15 protein-coding genes are annotated in these 17,252 nt (G+C 63.1%); 5 read left to right on the top strand and 10 right to left on the bottom strand.

Going from position 1 to position 17,252, the window contains the following annotated elements; genetic code table 11:
* Both AACY45_RS04250 and fabI read left to right on the top strand, forming a co-directional pair.
* Positions 1-1,611 (top strand): ABC transporter ATP-binding protein, encoded by a 1,611-nt coding sequence (locus AACY45_RS04250; RefSeq protein ID WP_339544297.1) that lies wholly within the window; start codon positions 1-3, stop codon positions 1,609-1,611.
* A gap of 19 nt (positions 1,612-1,630) precedes the next feature.
* Complete coding sequence (gene fabI, locus AACY45_RS04245; RefSeq protein ID WP_007910591.1) at positions 1,631-2,425, top strand: enoyl-ACP reductase FabI; 795 nt, start codon at positions 1,631-1,633, stop codon at positions 2,423-2,425.
* A gap of 64 nt (positions 2,426-2,489) precedes the next feature.
* Here the strand turns inward: fabI and AACY45_RS04240 are convergent, their stop codons facing one another.
* Both AACY45_RS04240 and AACY45_RS04235 read right to left on the bottom strand, forming a co-directional pair.
* On the bottom strand, positions 2,490-3,761 hold the full coding sequence (locus tag AACY45_RS04240) for a Zn-dependent hydrolase (protein ID WP_339544296.1): 1,272 nt from the start codon (positions 3,759-3,761) through the stop codon (positions 2,490-2,492).
* Between the two features lie 77 nt (positions 3,762-3,838).
* Positions 3,839-5,323, bottom strand: coding sequence for an NCS1 family nucleobase:cation symporter-1 (locus AACY45_RS04235; protein WP_339544295.1), 1,485 nt, complete (start codon positions 5,321-5,323; stop codon positions 3,839-3,841).
* Between the two features lie 622 nt (positions 5,324-5,945).
* On the opposite strand from AACY45_RS04235, the gene hydA reads away from it, so the two are divergent.
* The 3 genes from hydA to preA all read left to right on the top strand — a co-directional run bounded on the left by hydA (position 5,946) and on the right by preA (position 10,118).
* Entirely contained in the window at positions 5,946-7,385 is a 1,440-nt protein-coding gene (hydA, locus tag AACY45_RS04230) for a dihydropyrimidinase (protein ID WP_339544294.1), read from the top strand.
* A 91-nt stretch (positions 7,386-7,476) separates the two neighbouring features.
* On the top strand, positions 7,477-8,844 hold the full coding sequence (locus AACY45_RS04225) for an NAD(P)-dependent oxidoreductase (protein ID WP_339544293.1): 1,368 nt from the start codon (positions 7,477-7,479) through the stop codon (positions 8,842-8,844).
* The gene (gene preA / locus AACY45_RS04220) at positions 8,844-10,118 is read left to right on the top strand and encodes an NAD-dependent dihydropyrimidine dehydrogenase subunit PreA (protein WP_339544292.1); all 1,275 of its coding nucleotides are present in this window, start codon (positions 8,844-8,846) and stop codon (positions 10,116-10,118) included. The genes AACY45_RS04225 and preA overlap by 1 nt, the downstream gene beginning before the upstream one ends.
* A 96-nt stretch (positions 10,119-10,214) precedes the next feature.
* Here the strand turns inward: preA and AACY45_RS04215 are convergent, their stop codons facing one another.
* The 8 genes from AACY45_RS04215 to pqqA form a co-directional block, all read right to left on the bottom strand.
* Complete coding sequence (locus AACY45_RS04215; RefSeq protein ID WP_339544291.1) at positions 10,215-10,835, bottom strand: TetR/AcrR family transcriptional regulator; 621 nt, start codon at positions 10,833-10,835, stop codon at positions 10,215-10,217.
* Positions 10,836-10,926: 91 nt separating this feature from the next.
* On the bottom strand, positions 10,927-12,654 hold the full coding sequence (locus tag AACY45_RS04210) for a PAS domain-containing hybrid sensor histidine kinase/response regulator (protein ID WP_339544290.1): 1,728 nt from the start codon (positions 12,652-12,654) through the stop codon (positions 10,927-10,929).
* Entirely contained in the window at positions 12,638-13,801 is a 1,164-nt protein-coding gene (ercA, locus tag AACY45_RS04205) for an alcohol dehydrogenase-like regulatory protein ErcA (protein ID WP_095168854.1), read from the bottom strand. Before ercA ends, AACY45_RS04210 begins: the two co-directional genes overlap by 17 nt.
* Positions 13,802-13,908: 107 nt before the next feature.
* Positions 13,909-15,051, bottom strand: a complete 1,143-nt coding sequence (pqqE, locus tag AACY45_RS04200; RefSeq protein ID WP_339544289.1) for a pyrroloquinoline quinone biosynthesis protein PqqE — start codon at positions 15,049-15,051, stop codon at positions 13,909-13,911.
* Complete coding sequence (gene pqqD, locus AACY45_RS04195; protein ID WP_339544288.1) at positions 15,029-15,301, bottom strand: pyrroloquinoline quinone biosynthesis peptide chaperone PqqD; 273 nt, start codon at positions 15,299-15,301, stop codon at positions 15,029-15,031. Before pqqD ends, pqqE begins: the two co-directional genes overlap by 23 nt.
* Positions 15,298-16,050, bottom strand: a complete 753-nt coding sequence (gene pqqC / locus AACY45_RS04190; RefSeq protein ID WP_339544287.1) for a pyrroloquinoline-quinone synthase PqqC — start codon at positions 16,048-16,050, stop codon at positions 15,298-15,300. Before pqqC ends, pqqD begins: the two co-directional genes overlap by 4 nt.
* Before the next feature lie 113 nt (positions 16,051-16,163).
* On the bottom strand, positions 16,164-17,078 hold the full coding sequence (pqqB, locus tag AACY45_RS04185; protein WP_339544286.1) for a pyrroloquinoline quinone biosynthesis protein PqqB: 915 nt from the start codon (positions 17,076-17,078) through the stop codon (positions 16,164-16,166).
* Positions 17,079-17,133: 55 nt separating this feature from the next.
* A complete protein-coding gene (gene pqqA / locus AACY45_RS04180) occupies positions 17,134-17,205 on the bottom strand; it encodes a pyrroloquinoline quinone precursor peptide PqqA (RefSeq protein ID WP_003253598.1) in 72 nt (23 codons plus the stop codon).
* Positions 17,206-17,252 lie beyond the last annotated feature (47 nt).

Raw genomic sequence — 17,252 nt, 5'->3', positions numbered from 1 at the left:
ATGAATCAGGACAATCTGATCGAAGTGCGCGACCTGAGTGTCGAGTTCGTGGTGGGCGAGCATCAGCAGCGGGTGGTGCAAGGCGTCAGCTTCGACATCAAGCGTGGGGAAACCCTGGCCCTGGTGGGCGAAAGCGGTTCGGGCAAGTCGGTCACGGCGCACTCGATCCTGCGCCTGCTGCCCTACCCCCTGGCCCGTCACCCCACGGGGACCATCCAGTACGCCGGGCATGACCTGCTGAGCCTGAAAGAGAAAACCATCCGCCACATCCGCGGCAACCGGATCGCGATGATCTTCCAGGAGCCCATGACCTCGCTGAACCCGCTGCACAGCATCGAGAAGCAGATCAACGAAGTGCTGGGGATCCACAAGGGCCTGACCGGCAAGGTCGCGACCCGGCGCACCCTGGAACTGCTGGAGCTGGTGGGCATCCCCGAGCCACACAAGCGCCTCAAGGCCCTGCCCCACGAATTGTCCGGCGGCCAGCGCCAGCGGGTGATGATCGCCATGGCCCTGGCCAACGAGCCGGAACTGCTGATCGCCGACGAACCGACCACCGCGCTGGATGTCACCGTGCAGCTGAAAATCCTCGAGTTGCTCAAGGAGTTGCAGGCGCGCCTGGGCATGGCGCTGCTGCTGATCAGCCACGATTTGAACCTGGTGCAAAGAATTGCGCATCGGGTATGTGTCATGCAGCGCGGTTGCATCGTCGAACAGGCATCCTGCGCAGAATTGTTTCGCGCGCCCCAGCATCCGTACACCCGTGAGCTGTTGGCCGCGGAGCCCAGCGGGCGGCCTGCAACCAATGAAATCGGGCCACCGCTGCTGCAAGTCGAGGACCTGAAAGTCTGGTTCCCGATCAAGAAAGGCTTCTTGCGCAAGACGGTCGATTACGTAAAAGCGGTGGACGGCATCAACTTCAGCCTGCCCCAGGGCCAGACCCTGGGTATCGTCGGCGAGAGTGGTTCGGGGAAATCGACCCTGGGTCTGGCAATTTTGCGTCTGATCGCCAGCAAAGGTGCGATCCGCTTTGAAGGCAAACAGCTGGACGGCTTGACGCAGCAACAGGTCAGGCCGCTGCGGCGGGAGATGCAGGTGGTCTTCCAGGACCCCTTCGGCAGCCTGAGCCCACGCATGTGCGTGAGCCAGATCGTCGGCGAAGGCTTGCAGATCCACAAGATCGGTACGCAAGCCGAACAGGAGCTGGCTATCATTGCAGCCCTTGAGGAGGTAGGACTGGATCCGGCAACCCGGCACCGCTACCCCCACGAATTTTCCGGCGGGCAACGGCAAAGAATCGCTATTGCCCGAGCTTTAGTGCTAAAACCGGCGTTGATTTTGCTGGACGAGCCGACTTCGGCTCTGGACCGCACCGTGCAACGCCAAGTGGTTGAACTGCTGCGCAGACTGCAGAGCAAGTACAACCTGACGTATCTGTTTATCAGCCATGACCTGGCTGTGGTGAAAGCGCTGAGCCACCAGTTGATGGTGGTCAAGCATGGCCAAGTGGTCGAACAGGGAGACGCGCAAGGTATCTTTGCCGCCCCCCAACATCCGTATACACAGCAGTTGCTGGAAGCCGCTTTCCTGGCACCAGCCACTGCGCAATAACCTGAAAGAGGAGCAACACATGGGTTTTCTCGCCGGTAAGCGCGTACTGATCGTCGGTGTCGCCAGCAAGCTGTCCATCGCATCCGGCATCGCTGCCGCCATGCATCGCGAGGGCGCTGAGCTTGCCTTCACTTATCAGAACGACAAACTCAAGGGTCGCGTCGAAGAGTTCGCACAAGGCTGGGGCTCGAGCCCTGAGCTGTGCTTCCCGTGCGACGTGGCCAGCGACGAAGAAATCGCCAAGGTCTTCGAAGCACTGAGCAAGAAGTGGGACGGCCTGGACTGCATCGTGCACTCCGTCGGCTTCGCCCCGGGCGACCAACTGGACGGCGACTTCACCGAAGCCACCACCCGTGACGGTTTCCGCATTGCCCACGACATCAGCGCCTACAGCTTCGTGGCCCTGGCCAAGGCCGGTCGCGAAATGATGAAAGGCCGCAACGGCAGCCTGCTGACCCTGTCCTACCTGGGCGCCGAGCGCACCATGCCGAACTACAACGTGATGGGCATGGCCAAGGCTTCCCTGGAAGCAGGCGTACGTTACCTGGCCGGCTCCCTGGGCCCGGACGGCACCCGCGTCAACTGCGTATCGGCTGGCCCGATCCGCACCCTGGCCGCTTCCGGCATCAAGAACTTCCGCAAGATGCTGGCCGCCAACGAAGCGCAAACCCCGCTGCGTCGTAACGTCACCATCGACGAAGTCGGCAACGCCGGCGCGTTCCTGTGCTCGGACCTGGCGTCCGGCATCAGCGGCGAAATCATGTACGTGGACGGCGGCTTCAACACCACCGCCATGGGCAACATCGAAGAGTAATCTTCGCGTTGCAACAAAAAACCCGCCGATTTCGGCGGGTTTTTTTATACCCTGGACGGCGCCCCTACCGCTTGGCAATCGCCGCCGAGGCCGCCAGCATCGCCCGCAACAACACTGCACACCCAGCCGCCAGGTCCTCTGGCGTGGCATTTTCGATTTCGTTGTGACTGATGCCGCCCTCGCACGGCACGAAGATCATCCCGGCCGGGCCCAGTTCGGCGAGGAAGATCGCGTCATGCCCCGCGCCACTGACGATGTCCATATGGGACAGGCCCAAGCCCTGGGCCGCGCCACGCACCGCCTCGACACAACCCTGGTCGAAGTACAACGGTGGGAAATCGGCGGTCGGCGTCAGCTCATAGGTCAGGCCGTGCTCCTGGCAGGTGCTGTCGATCACCTGGCGCACCTCGGCGATCATCGAGTCCAGGCGCGCCGGCTGCAGATGCCGGAAGTCCAGGGTCATGCGCACTTCGCCGGGAATCACGTTGCGCGACCCCGGGTAGGCTTGCAGGCAACCGACGGTGCCACAGGCGTGGGGCTGATGCCCCAGGGCCGCGCGGTTGACCGCCCCGACTATCACGGCGGCGCCCACCAGGGCGTCCTTGCGCAGGTGCATCGGCGTCGGCCCGGCGTGGGCCTCGACACCGCGCAGCTTGAGGTCGAACCACTTCTGCCCCAGCGCCCCCATCACCACGCCGATGGTCTTGCGCTCATCCTCCAGGATCGGCCCTTGCTCGATGTGCGCTTCAAAGTAGGCCCCCACCGCATGCCCGCTGACCTGGCGCGGCCCGGCATACCCGATGGCATTGAGGGCTTCACCGACGGTCACCCCCTCGGCATCGACCTTGGCCAGGGTTTCTTCCAGGGTGAACTTGTTGGCAAACACCCCGGACCCCATCATGCACGGGGCAAAACGCGAGCCCTCTTCGTTGGTCCAGACCACCACCTCCAGTGGCGCCTCGGTCTCCACCCCCAGGTCGTTGAGCGTACGCAGCACTTCGACCCCAGCCAGCACGCCAAAGCAGCCGTCGAACTTACCGCCGGTGGGTTGAGTGTCGATGTGGCTGCCGGTCATCACCGGTGGCAAGTCCGGGTTACGCCCCGGGCGCCGGGCAAAAATGTTGCCGACGGCATCGATGCTCACGCTGCACCCGGCTTCTTCGCACCAGCGCACAAAAATGTCCCGGGCCTGGCGGTCAAGGTCGGTCAGGGCCAGGCGACAGACGCCGCCCTTGACCGTGGCACCGAGCCGGGCCAGTTCCATGAGCGACTGCCACAGGCGGTCGCGATTGATGTGTTGATGGCTCGATTGCAGAATGTCTACGGCCGCGTTCATGGGGATCTCCTCAGGCTGTTATTGTTTTACCAGGCGCCAGATAGACATCGCGGGCAAGCCCGTGATGGGGCCTGCCGTCATACCGCCGATTTCGCAGTGGAAGCGTCGGGCCGCATCGAACACAACCCATAGTAAATCAGGCCACCCAGGGCCGAACCGGTGAACCAGCCGTAGCTGTAGAACCAACTGAACGCATCGCTGCCCAAGGACAGCAGGGTCAGCGCCACCGGTACGCCGAACGCGATGAAGCCGAACCAGTTCCACGCCGGGTACACGTCATCGCGGTACAGCCCCGCCAGGTCCAGTTGCTGTTTCTTGATCAGGAAATAGTCCACCACCATGATCCCGGCGATCGGGCCGAGCAGGCTTGAATAACCCAGCAGCCAGTTGGAATACACCGACTCCAGGCTGATTTCGGAGGCAATCCAGCCCAGTTTTTTCAGCAGTTCATGCCCCATCAGGGCCAGGCCCACCAGCCCGGTGAGCATCACCGCCATGGTCCGGTTGATCAGCTTGGGGGCCAGGTTCTGAAAGTCGTTGGTCGGCGACACAATGTTCGCCGCGGTGTTGGTGGACAAGGTGGCAATGATGATCAAGGCCATGGCCAGCGCAACCCAGAGCGGGCTCTGGATGTGACCGATGAGGGTCACTGGGTCGGACACCGTCACCCCGACCAGTTTTTCCGAGGCGGCGGTCATCACCACGCCCAGGGCGGCAAACAGGAACATGGTCAACGGCAGGCCGATGATCTGCCCGACGATCTGGTCCTTCTGGCTTTTTGCGTAGCGGCTGAAATCCGGAATGTTCAACGACAGGGTGGCCCAGAAGCCGACCATCGCGGTCAAGCCGGCAAAAAAGTAACTCCAGACGCTGACGCCTTCCGGACGCTTGGGCGGCTGCGCCAGCAACTCGGTCATGGAAACGTTCGGCATGGCCCATACCAGCAGTCCCAGCCCGACCAGCACCAACAGCGGCGCCGACAGGGTCTCCAGCCATTTGATCGACTCGGCACCGCGCAGCACCACCCACAGGTTCAGGGCCCAGAACACCATGAAGCCAATGACCTCGCCGGTGCCACCGAGGGATTTCCAACCCTCGAAGATCGAGCCCAGAAACAGGTGGATCGCCAGCCCACCGAACAGGGTCTGGATGCCGAACCAGCCACAGGCCACCAGGGCGCGGATCAGACAGGGCACGTTGGAGCCGATGACCCCGAAGGAAGACCGCAGCAACACCGGGAACGGGATGCCGTACTTGGTCCCGGCAAAGGCATTGAGGGTCAGCGGAATCAGGACGATGACGTTGGCCAGCAGGATCGCCATCAGCGCTTCGCCGACACTCAGGCCGAAATACGCCGTCAGCACCCCGCCCAGGGTGTAGGTCGGCACGCAGATCGACATGCCGACCCACAGGGCGGTGATATGCCATTTGTTCCAGGTGCGTTCGTGCACCTTCGTCGGGGCAATGTCGTGGTTGTACCTGGGGCTGTCGAGGACGTCACTGCCGGCCTCCAGTTCATACAACCCGTCGCGCTCGGTGACCTGGGATCTGTTCTGTTGCATGGCCGCTCCACTGTTCTTTTGATTATTTTGCTCATCGGGCTGGCCAACGGAGTGTCCGCGGGCCTGACGATGGCCGGAGATCTGACGACTTTTACCGACCGACCAAGGTGTCAGCGGCGGCAATCAATAAGCGTGCCGCCGACGCTGCCGGGCCTGGGTGCGGATCAGTAAAATCCATGTAAACAACTGATATCAATTCGTTTTTATTTCCAGAACTATCCTGTCTGCGACAACCTGCCTGCACATTCAGGCTAAAGGCCAGGCAAGTTGTCCAACCCGTCAGGAGTCATTCTGGTGCACTACATTTATAGATGAATTTTTCATTCGCCACAGGCAGACCTCAAATGGCTGATTTCACATGACAAATCTCGACCATATTGGGTTCCTGTCAAGTGCGTCAAAATGGTGAGCGGGCGCACCAATATGCGGATCTCTACTTTTATTCCTTTATATTCAATACGTTAACGTTGATATAAGCATATAAAAAATATTCTTGCTCAATCCTGTAACTCCAGCTAGCGTTTAATCCTGACAGTGCTGACAGGAATATAACTTCCTTAGCCTGCTACATATAAAACACTTAGAACCGGCACAAGCCGGTCTTGCCTGCGAGGAACTCGGAATGTCTCTGTTGATCCGTGGCGCCACTGTTATTACCCATGATGAAAGTTACCGCGCCGATGTCCTCTGCGCCGACGGTGTAATCAAAGCCATCGGTAACAACCTGGAGGTTCCCGCAGGCTGCGAAGTGCTCGACGGCAGCGGCCAGTACCTGATGCCCGGCGGGATCGATCCCCATACCCACATGCAACTGCCCTTCATGGGCACCGTGGCCAGCGAAGACTTCTACAGCGGCACCGCCGCGGGCCTTGCCGGGGGCACCACCTCGATCATCGACTTCGTGATTCCCAACCCCCAGCAGTCCCTGCTCGACGCTTTTGACCAATGGCGCGGTTGGGCCGAGAAGTCCGCCGCAGACTACGGCTTCCATGTCGCCATCACCTGGTGGAGCGAACAGGTCCGCGAGGAAATGGCCGAGCTGGTCAGCCAGCACGGGGTCAACAGCTTCAAGCACTTCATGGCCTACAAGAACGCCATCATGGCCGCCGACGACACCCTGGTCGCCAGCTTCGAACGCTGCCTGGAACTCGGTGCCGTGCCGACCGTGCATGCGGAAAACGGCGAGTTGGTCTATCACCTGCAACGCAAGTTGATGGCCCAGGGCATGACCGGCCCAGAAGCACACCCGCTGTCGCGGCCGTCACAAGTCGAGGGCGAGGCGGCGAGCCGGGCAATCCGCATCGCCGAAACCCTCGGCACGCCGCTGTACCTGGTCCACGTCTCGACCAAGGAAGCCCTGGACGAAATCACCTACGCCCGCAGCAAGGGACAACCGGTCTACGGTGAAGTCCTGGCCGGGCACCTGCTGCTGGACGACAGCGTCTACCAGCACCCGGACTGGCACACCGCTGCCGGCTATGTGATGAGCCCGCCCTTCCGTCCCCGCGGCCACCAAGAGGCGCTCTGGCACGGCCTGCAATCGGGCAACCTGCACACCACCGCCACTGACCACTGCTGTTTCTGCGCCGATCAGAAAGCCGCCGGCCGCGACGACTTCAGCAAGATCCCCAATGGCACGGCCGGCATCGAAGACCGCATGGCGGTGCTCTGGGATGAAGGCGTCAACAGCGGGCGCCTGTCGATGCAGGAGTTCGTGGCGCTGACTTCCACCAACACCGCGAAGATCTTCAACCTCTACCCCCGCAAAGGCGCGATCCGCGTCGGCGCCGACGCCGACCTGGTGCTGTGGGACCCACAAGGCACTCGCACCATCTCGGCCAAGACCCATCACCAGCAAGTCGACTTCAACATCTTCGAAGGCAAGACCGTACGCGGCATTCCCAGCCATACCGTCAGCCAGGGTCGACTGGTCTGGGCCGACGGCGACCTGCGTGCCGAACGGGGTGCCGGGCGCTACATCGAGCGTCCAGCCTATCCGGCGGTGTTCGACCTGCTGAGCAAGCGCGCCGAATTGCACAAGCCGGTGGCGGTGAAACGCTGAGATCGAGGCCTTCGCGAGCAGGCCCGCACAAGTCATACAAAAACCAATGCCCGTCAGAGGCAAACCCTCAAATAACCATGAGGCCAAGACCGTGATCAATTCCCTGAACCACTTGCCCCATCCCCATGAGGATGGCGCCACCCTCGCCGGCCACTTCAGCGACCTGGCCCCGCCCCTCACCGCGCGCCAGGCCGAAGTCGAAGCCTCGCGTTGCCTGTATTGCTACGACGCCCCCTGCGTCAACGCCTGCCCCAGCGAGATCGACATCCCTTCCTTCATCCGCAACATCCACCAGGACAACGTCCAGGGCGCCGCGCAGAAAATCCTTTCGGCGAACATTCTCGGCGGCAGTTGCGCCCGGGTCTGCCCCACGGAAATCCTCTGCCAGCGCGCCTGTGTGCGGAACAACGCCGAAGAATGCGCGCCGGTATTGATCGGCCTGCTGCAACGCTACGCCATCGACAACGCGCACTTTCGCGAGCATCCATTCCAGCGCGCCGCCGCCACCGGCAAGCGCATTGCCGTGGTCGGTGCCGGTCCCGCCGGGCTGTCCTGCGCGCACCGCAGTGCCATGCACGGCCATGAAGTGGTGATCTTCGAAGCCCGGGAAAAAGCCGGTGGGCTCAATGAATACGGGATCGCCAAGTACAAACTGGTGGATGACTTCGCCCAGCACGAACTGGAGTTCCTCCTGCAAATCGGCGGCATCGAAATCCGCCACGGGTACAAGCTCGGCGACAACCTGAGCCTCAGCGACCTGCACCAACAGTTCGACGCAGTGTTCCTCGGCCTCGGCCTGGCCGCCAGCAAACAATTGGGCCTGCCCCATGAGGACGCCCCGGGCCTGCTGGCCGCCACCGACTACATCCGCGAACTGCGCCAGACCGATGACCTCAGCCAACTGCCCCTGGCCGAGCATTGCATCGTCCTCGGCGCCGGTAACACCGCCATCGACATGGCGGTGCAAATGGCCCGCCTGGGCGCCCATGACGTCAACCTGATCTACCGCCGGGGGGTGCAGGACATGGGCGCCACCGGCCATGAGCAGGACATCGCCAAGGCCAACCAGGTGCGCCTGCTGACCTGGGCCCAACCCGAGCAAGCGCTGCTCGATGACCAGGGCCAGGTCCGCGGCATGCGCTTCGCCCGCACCCGCATGGATGAGGGCCGGTTGGTCACCACCGGCGAGACCTTCGAACTGGCCGCCGATGCCATCTTCAAGGCCATCGGCCAGAGCTTTGACGAGCACGCCCTGAGCGATCCGCTGGCCTGCCAACTGCAGCGCCAGGGTGGGCGCATCCAGGTGGACGAACAGATGCGCACCAGCATTCCCGGGGTCTATGCCGGGGGTGACTGCACCAGCCTCGACCAGGACCTTACCGTGCAAGCGGTGCAGCACGGCAAACTCGCCGCGCAAGCCATGCATGCCCAACTCATGCTCAACGTGGAGGCTGCGTAATGGCCGATCTCTCGATTGTCTTCGCCGGCATCAAGGCCCCCAACCCCTTCTGGCTGGCCTCGGCGCCACCCACCGACAAGGCCTACAACGTGGTTCGGGCCTTCGAGGCCGGCTGGGGTGGCGTGGTCTGGAAAACCCTGGGCGAAGACCCGGCGGCGGTCAACGTCTCGTCCCGCTACTCCGCGCACTTTGGTGCCAACCGTGAAGTCATGGGCATCAACAACATCGAGCTGATCACCGACCGCTCGCTGGAGATCAACCTGCGGGAAATCACCCAGGTCAAGAAAGACTGGCCGGATCGCGCGCTGATCGTTTCGCTGATGGTGCCCTGCGTCGAAGAGTCGTGGAAACACATCCTGCCGCTGGTGGAGGCCACCGGCGCCGACGGCATCGAGCTGAACTTCGGCTGCCCCCACGGCATGCCCGAGCGCGGCATGGGTGCAGCGGTGGGCCAGGTGCCGGAATACGTCGAGCAGGTCACCCGCTGGTGCAAGACCTATTGCTCACTGCCGGTGATCGTCAAGCTTACGCCGAACATCACCGACATCCGCGTCGCCGCCCGTGCGGCCCATCGTGGCGGCGCCGACGCGGTGTCGCTGATCAACACCATCAACTCGATCACCAGCGTCGACCTCGACCGCATGGTCGCCCTGCCCATGGTTGGCACCCAGAGTACCCACGGCGGCTACTGCGGCTCGGCGGTCAAGCCGATTGCCTTGAACATGGTCGCCGAAATCGCCCGTGACCCGCAGACCCAGGGCCTGCCGATCTGCGGCATCGGCGGCATCGGCAGTTGGCGCGATGCCGCCGAATTCATGGCCCTGGGCAGCGGCGCGGTGCAGGTTTGCACGGCGGCGATGCTGCATGGCTTTCGCATCGTCGAGGACATGAAGGACGGCCTGTCGCGCTGGATGGACAGCCAAGGTTACGCCAGCGTGCAGGACTTCTCCGCACGCGCGGTGGGCAACACCACCGACTGGAAGTACCTGGACATCAACTACCAGGTGATCGCCAAAATCGACCAGCAGGCCTGCATCGGCTGCGGACGCTGCCACATCGCCTGCGAAGACACCTCGCACCAGGCCGTGGCCAGCCTCAAGCAAGCCGACGGCAGCCACAAGTACCAGGTGATCGACGACGAATGCGTGGGCTGCAACCTGTGCCAGATCACCTGCCCGGTGCAGGACTGCATCGAGATGGTGCCGGTCGATAACGGCAAACCCTTCCTTGACTGGAACCATGATCCGCGCAACCCCTACCACGTGACCGTCTGATAGGACGCCATCGCGAGCAAGCGCAGCGCCGCCCGGCGGCTCCCACAGGATCACTACGACCTGTAGGCGCAAGGCTTGCTCGCGATGAGTTCAGTCTCAAGGCTCCAGCCCAATCCCCCGCAAGATCACACTGGTCACCGTCTGCACCGCCCGTTCGAACTGCATGTCCGACAGCGGCTGGTGGTCGTTGAGAATGTTCACCTGGTGATCGAAGTCCGCGTAGTGCTGGGTCGAGGCCCAGATCATGTACAGCAGGCTGGAAGGCTCGACCGCGAGGATGCGCTGGTCGTCGACCCATTGGCGGATTTTCGCTTCTTTCATCTTGGCCCAGTCGTACAGGCTGGCGTCCAGCGCCTGGCCCAGGGTCGGTGCGCCATGGATGATTTCATTGGCCCAGACTTTCGAGCCATAGGGCCGGCTGCGCGAATGGTTCATCTTGGCGCGGATGTAGCTGCTCAAGACCACCCGCGGATCGTCGAACATCTCGAAGCACAGTGCGTCCTGTTTCCACACCTCCAGCAAGTCGAAAAGCACGGCGCTGTAGAGTTCGGTCTTGGTGCTGAAGTAGTAATGGAGGTTGGAGCGTGGCAGTTGCACTTCCCTGGCGATGTCTGCCATCGCGGTGCTGCCAAAGCCTTTTTCGGCGAAGACTTTTTCCGCGGCCAGGAGGATTTTCTCGACGTTGCTGCGACGAATCTCGATCTTGTGATTGCCCATGGGGGCTCCCTGGCAGCGGCATGCCCCAAGACTAGCACTGGCGACACGCGAAACGAAACGTCGTACACCCAAGGCGACCCATGAACGCCGGTCAGCCCAGCAACTGGCTCAACACCGCGCGCAACTTGCCGGGTTTCACCGGTTTGTTCAGCAGCGGCGCATCGAGTTTCTGCAAGGATTGCCGGCATTGGTCAGTGCGGTCGGCGGTGATGATCACCGCCGGGATCACCTGCTGGAAATGCTCGCGCAAATGCCGCACCACCTCACAGCCTACCACCCCGTGGTCCAGGTGATAGTCCGCCAGAATCAGCTCCGGGGCCCGCCCCATCAAGTTGCTCAGGGCCGAGCTTTCATCGGTGGCCGTGACCACCTCGCAGCCCCACTGCCCCAGCAGCGCGCTCATGCTCTGCAGGATGCTCACTTCGTTGTCCAGCACCAGCAACCGCCGGCCCGGCAGCGGATTGCCGGTGCCCGCCTGGGGCACCGCGAGGCTGATGGGCAAAGGAATGTCATCGCAGATCGGCACATCGATGCTGAACATCGAACCGCGTCCCGGCAAGGAATGCACCTGTACCCGGTAATCGAGGATCTTGGCGATCCGCTCGACGATCGCCAGGCCCAGGCCGACGCCCTTGCGGTCGGCCGCGCGGCCGACATCCAACTGATTGAATTCGAGGAAGATCGAGTCCAGGCGATCCGCCGCAATGCCGCGCCCGGTGTCCCAGACCTCCAGGCGCAAGACCGCGCCTCGCCGGCGGGCGGCCAGCAGAATGCTGCCCTGCTCGGTGTAGCGGCAGGCGTTGCTGAGGAAGTTACGGAGGATGCGGGTCATCAGCCGCAGGTCGGTACGGATCCCGAAGTCCCCCATGCGCACCCGCAGGTTCAGCCCGGCGGCTTCAGCCACCGACTGGAACTCCGAGACCAGCGGACCGAGTAACTCGTCAAGGCGGTACAGGGCGACATCCGGCTTTACCGCGGCCTGATCCAGGCGCGAGATGTCCAGCAAATCGGTGAGCAGATCCTCGGCCCCTTCCAGGGCCTGATGGGTGCGCTCCACCAACACCTGCTCGACCTCTGGCAGATGGCGCTCGCGCAGGGTCGAGACCAGCAACCGCGCAGCGTTGAGTGGTTGCAACAGGTCGTGGCTGGCCGCCGCCAGGTACTTGTCCTTGCTGTGGTTGGCGGCCTGGGCGGCGTCCCGGGCTTCACGCAGGGCATGCTCGATCTGCTCGCGCTCGGCGATCTGCTGTTGCAGGTTGCGGTTGGCCTCGAGCAATTCGTCGGTGCGCGCGGTGACCCGCTGCTCCAGTTGATCATTGAGCTGTTGCAGGCGCTCCTGGGCCAGTTTGCGTTCGGTGATGTCGGCGACAAACCCTTCCACCAACCCTTCCTGATCGGGCTTGAGCAACAGGTTCATCAGCACGTCCAGCGCGCTGCCGTCCTTGCGCCGCAACTGGGTTTCGTAGCCCAGCAGGCTGCGCTCACGCTGCAGGATCTCGCGGATCTGTTCCAGCTCGCGGGCACCGCCGACAAACAGCGTGTCGGCCAGGTCCGTCAGGGAGAACAGCACATCCTGGGGATCTGCATAACCGAGCATCCGCGCCAGCGCCGGATTGGCCGCACGCATGCCCTCCAGCAGGCTGGCCTGGAACACCCCGTGCACAGCGTTTTCAAACAGCCACTTGTAGCGATTGCGCTCGGCTTCCAGCTCTTGCAGGCGCGCCGCCAGCTCCGGGTAGTGACTCTTGCGGGCCGAGTGGTTGCCCAGTCCCAGCAGCCCGGCCAGCGCCTGTTGCTGCTGCTCAGAGGGCTTCGCCATAGACGACCTCGACATCCCGCTGACTGGACTCGCGCGGATTGGTGAGAATGCAAGGATCATCCATCGCGTGCTGGGAGAGGAACGGGATGTCCGCCGTACTGACCCCATGCAGCCCCAGGGTTTCGTGGAACCCGATGGCATGCTTGAGGGCGATCAGGTGCTCCACCAGGCGCCCGCAGATCTGCCGGTGATTGAGGCCACGGCAGTCGATGCCAAAGGTCTCGGCGATCACCTTGAAGCGCTCCGGCGCCGAGCTGTAGTTGAACGCCACCACGTGCTCCACCAGCACGGCGTTGCACAGCCCGTGCGGCAGGTCGAGAAAGCCGCCGAGGCTGTGGGACATGGCATGCACCGCGCCCAGGATCGCGTTGGAGAACGCCAGTCCGGCCTGCATACTGCCGAGCATGATTTTTTCCCGCAGGGCGATGTCCGCCGGATTGGCGATCATCTGCACCAGGTTGCCATTGATCAACCGCATCGCCTCCAAGGCGTGGGGGTCGGTCAACGGCCCGTGCCCGGTGGACACAAAGGCTTCGATGGCATGCACCAGCGCATCAATGCCGGTACAGGCCGACAGGAACGGGTCCATGCTCAGGGTGGTTTCCGGGTCAATCAGCGACACGTCGGGCACCACTGCCTTGCTGACGATGGAAAACTTCATGCGCTCCTGCTGGTTGGAGATGATCACGAACTGGGACACATCCGCCGAAGTGCCGGCAGTGGTCGGGATCAGGATCAGCGGCGGGCTGGGCACGCGAATGGTGTCCACGCCTTCGAACTCGAGGATGCTGCGCCCGTGGGCGACCACAATGCCAATGCCTTTGCCGCAGTCCATCGGGCTGCCGCCACCGACCGCGACAATCACGTCGCAGTGATTCTCCCGGTACAGCTCGGCGCCGAGCATGACTTCTTCGACCCGCGGGTTGGGCGACACATCGCTGTAGAGGAAATAATCGATGCCCTGGGCCTGCAGGCTGGCCTCGACATCGGCCACCCAGCCCGCGGCAATCACCCCCGGGTCGCTGACCACCAGTACCTTGCGGGCACCGAAGGTCTTGGCATAGTTGCCGACGTTGTGCCGGCAGCCGGCACCAAAGATGATTTCTGGGGAAACGAACTTACGCAGTTGGCTGAGACTCTGGCTCATTGGAAAGCCTGTTTTTATTGTTTTGGAAGGTAACAGCCACACTAAAGCATCCGCCGACGAATGCAATCAGACCATTGGGTACCCCTGTGGGCGCGGAGCCAGGCCACTTATCCGCGATAAATCAGCCTTGACGCCTTTTCATTGCGCAACGTCAGTGCCTCCATGCCCGCCCCCGGCGCCTCGGCTTCTTCCCGGGCCTTGAGGATCACCCCGTGGTGCGCCGACTTGCTGCACACCGGGTCGGCGTTGGCGGCATCCCCCGTGAGCATGAACGCCTGGCAGCGACAGCCCCCCAGGTCCTTGTGCTTTTCATCGCAGGAGCGGCACGGCTCCTTCATCCAGGCGTCACCGCGAAAGCGGTTGAAGCCGAACGAGTCATTCCAGATGTGCTCGATGCTGTGCTCGCGCACGTTGGGAAACGCCACGGGCAATTGCCGGGCGCTGTGGCACGGCAACGCGGTGCCGTCCGGGGTGATGTCGAGAAACAGGTTGGCCCAGCCGTTCATGCAGGTCTTGGGACGCTCCTCGTAGTAGTCCGGGGTGACGAAAATCAGTTTGCACGGATGGCCCTGGGCCTCGAGCCGCTGACGGTACGCCTGGGTGACCGCCTCGGCGCGCTGCAACTGGTCGCGGGTCGGCAGCAGGCCTGTGCGGTTGAGTTCGGCCCAGCCATAGAACTGACAGGTGGCCAACTCGACAAAGTCGGCCTCCAGTTCCAGGCACAGCTCGATGATCTGCTCGATGCGGTCGATGTTGTGCCGGTGGGTGACAAAATTCAGCACCATCGGGTAACCCTGGGCCTTGACCGCCCGGGCCATGGCCAGTTTCTGGGCGAAGGCCTTGCGCGAGCCGGCGAGCATGTTGTTCACCGCTTCGTCGGCCGCCTGGAAGCTGATCTGGATATGGTCCAGCCCCGCCACCTTGAAATCCCGCACTTTCTGTTCGGTCAGGCCAATGCCCGAGGTGATCAGGTTGGTGTAGTAGCCCATGTCCCGGGCGGCCTTGATCAGTTCGGCGAGGTCCTGGCGCACCAGCGGCTCGCCCCCGGAAAAGCCCAGCTGTGCGGCGCCCATGTCGCGGGCCTGGCGGAACACCCGGATCCACTCGGCGGTACTCAGTTCCTCGCCGTGCCGGGCAAAATCCAGCGGATTGGAGCAATAGGGGCATTGCAGCGGGCAGCGATAGGTCAGCTCCGCCAGTAACCACAGCGGTGGTCCGGGAGGCGTTTCACTCGATCCAGAATTGCGCATGGGCCACCTCCAGGAACGCCAGGACATCCTCGTCGATCCCCGGCACCCCGGGGAAACTGGCGGTCAGTTGGGCAATGATCGCCGCCACACTGCGCTGGCCGTCCACCAGGTTGAGGATCTGCCCGGCACTGCCGTTGAGCTTGATCATGCCTTCGGGGTACAGCAGCACGTGACAGTCCTGGCGCGGTTCCCATTGCAGGCGAAAACCACGGCGCAGCACCGGCGCCTGTTCGCGGTTGATCAGGTTCACAGGGCGATCCCCCGGTGCCAGACGTTGGCGTCGGTGACCGTGTGGTACGGCGCACGTTCCAGTTCGTAGGCCAGGCTCATGGCATCGAGCATGCTCCACAGCACATCGAGCTTGAACTGCAGGATGTCGAGCATCCGTTGCTGGCCAGCGGCAGTGACGTAATGCGCCAAGGTAATCTGCAGCCCATGCTCGACGTCGCGACGGGCCTGACCCAGGCGTGTGCGGAAATACTGGTAGCCGGCCGGGTCGATCCAGGGGTAATGCTGGGGCCAGGCGTCCAGGCGCGACTGGTGGATCTGCGGGGCGAACAGCTCGGTCAGCGAACTGCTGGCCGCTTCCTGCCAGCAGGCGCGCCGGGCGAAATTGACATAGGCATCCACGGCAAACCGCACCCCCGGCAGCACCATCTCCTGGGACAGCACTTGCTCACGGGTAAGTCCCACCGCTTCCCCCAGGCGCAACCAGGCTTCAATTCCGCCTTCGCTGCCGCACGCGCCGTCGTGATCGAGCAGGCGTTGCAGCCACTGCCGACGCACCTCGCGGTCTGGGCAATTGGCCAGAATCGCCGCGTCCTTGAGCGGGATATTCAACTGGTAGTAGAACCGGTTGGCGACCCAGCCCTGGATCTGCCGGCGAGTGGCGCGCCCGGCGTACAGGGTTTGGTGGAACGGGTGATGGATGTGGTAATAGGCGCCCTTGGCGCGCAGGGCGGCTTCGAATTCGCTGGGGGTCATTGCCGGGTCATTCATTGTGCTTCTCCTGGCGGCTCGGCGGGGTCTGGGCTGGCGTCATCGCGCGCAGGCTCACTGCCACAGTGTCCATCTCTCTGTGGCAGCGGGCATGCCCGCGATGGGGGCATCCGTTACAGGTCGATGTGCAGGCCGTCATAGGCCACTTCAATCCCGCGCCGCGCAAGCTCCGCCCGCTCGGCCGAGTCCGGGTCGAGGATCGGGTTGGTGTTGTTGATGTGGATCAGCACCTTGCGCTGGCGTGGAAAGCCCTCCAGCACCTCCAGCATGCCGCCGGGGCCGCTTTGTGCCAGGTGCCCCATGTCGCGGCCCAGGCTCTGGCCGACTTCGCACAGGCGCATCTCGTCATCGCGCCACAGCGTGCCATCGAGCAGCAGGCAGTCGGCGCGCTGCATCCAGCCCAGCAACTCGTCGTCGACCTGGCCCAGGCCCGGGGCATAGAACAACGACGCACCGCTGCGCCGGTCTTCGATGAACAGGCCGATGGTGTCGCCGGGCTGGGGATTGCCACGGTTGGGCGAATACGGCGGTGCGTTGCTGACCAACGGAATGGCGCGCAACTCAAGGTGTTCGCAGGCAGCGATGCTGAACGGGGTGCGGTCCAGGCCGATGGGCTGCCACTGCAGGCCGCCGTTCCAGTGGACCAGCATGTCGAACAGGGGAAAACCGCTGCTCAGGTCCTGGTGAACCCGTTCGGTGCACCACACCGCGTGCGGACAGCCTTCGCGCAGGCTCAACAGGCCGGTGCAGTGGTCGATCTGGCTGTCCATCAGGATGATCCCGGCAATTGCCGTATCCCGCAGCTGGCGTGCCGGTTGCAGCGCGGGGAAGCTTTCCAGCTGCGCGCGGATGTCCGGCGAAGCATTGCACAGCACCCAGTCCACACCGTTGTCGCTCAGGGCAATCGAGGACTGCGTGCGCCGTTGCGCCCGCAAGCTGCCCGCGCGCACGCCGGCGCACTGGCGGCAATTGCAGTTCCACTGCGGAAAACCGCCACCGGCGGCAGAACCGAGGACACGGATGTGCATGGGCGTTGCTCCAGAAGGCAGGCCCGGCCAACTCAGCGGCTGGCCGGGTGGTCAATCAACGGTTGGCGAAATACATCGTCACTTCGAAGCCAATGCGCAGATCGGTAAACGCGGGTTTAGTCCACATGGGTCATTCCTCTTCTTGTGCCGGGCGATTCCGGTACACGCATTAAT

The sequence above is a fragment of the Pseudomonas sp. RA_35y_Pfl2_P32 genome, from assembly GCF_963970735.1.
GTDB lineage: Bacteria > Pseudomonadota > Gammaproteobacteria > Pseudomonadales > Pseudomonadaceae > Aquipseudomonas.
The sequence above is the reverse complement of the archived record's forward strand: the minus strand, read 5'-3'. Positions and strand labels throughout refer to the sequence as shown.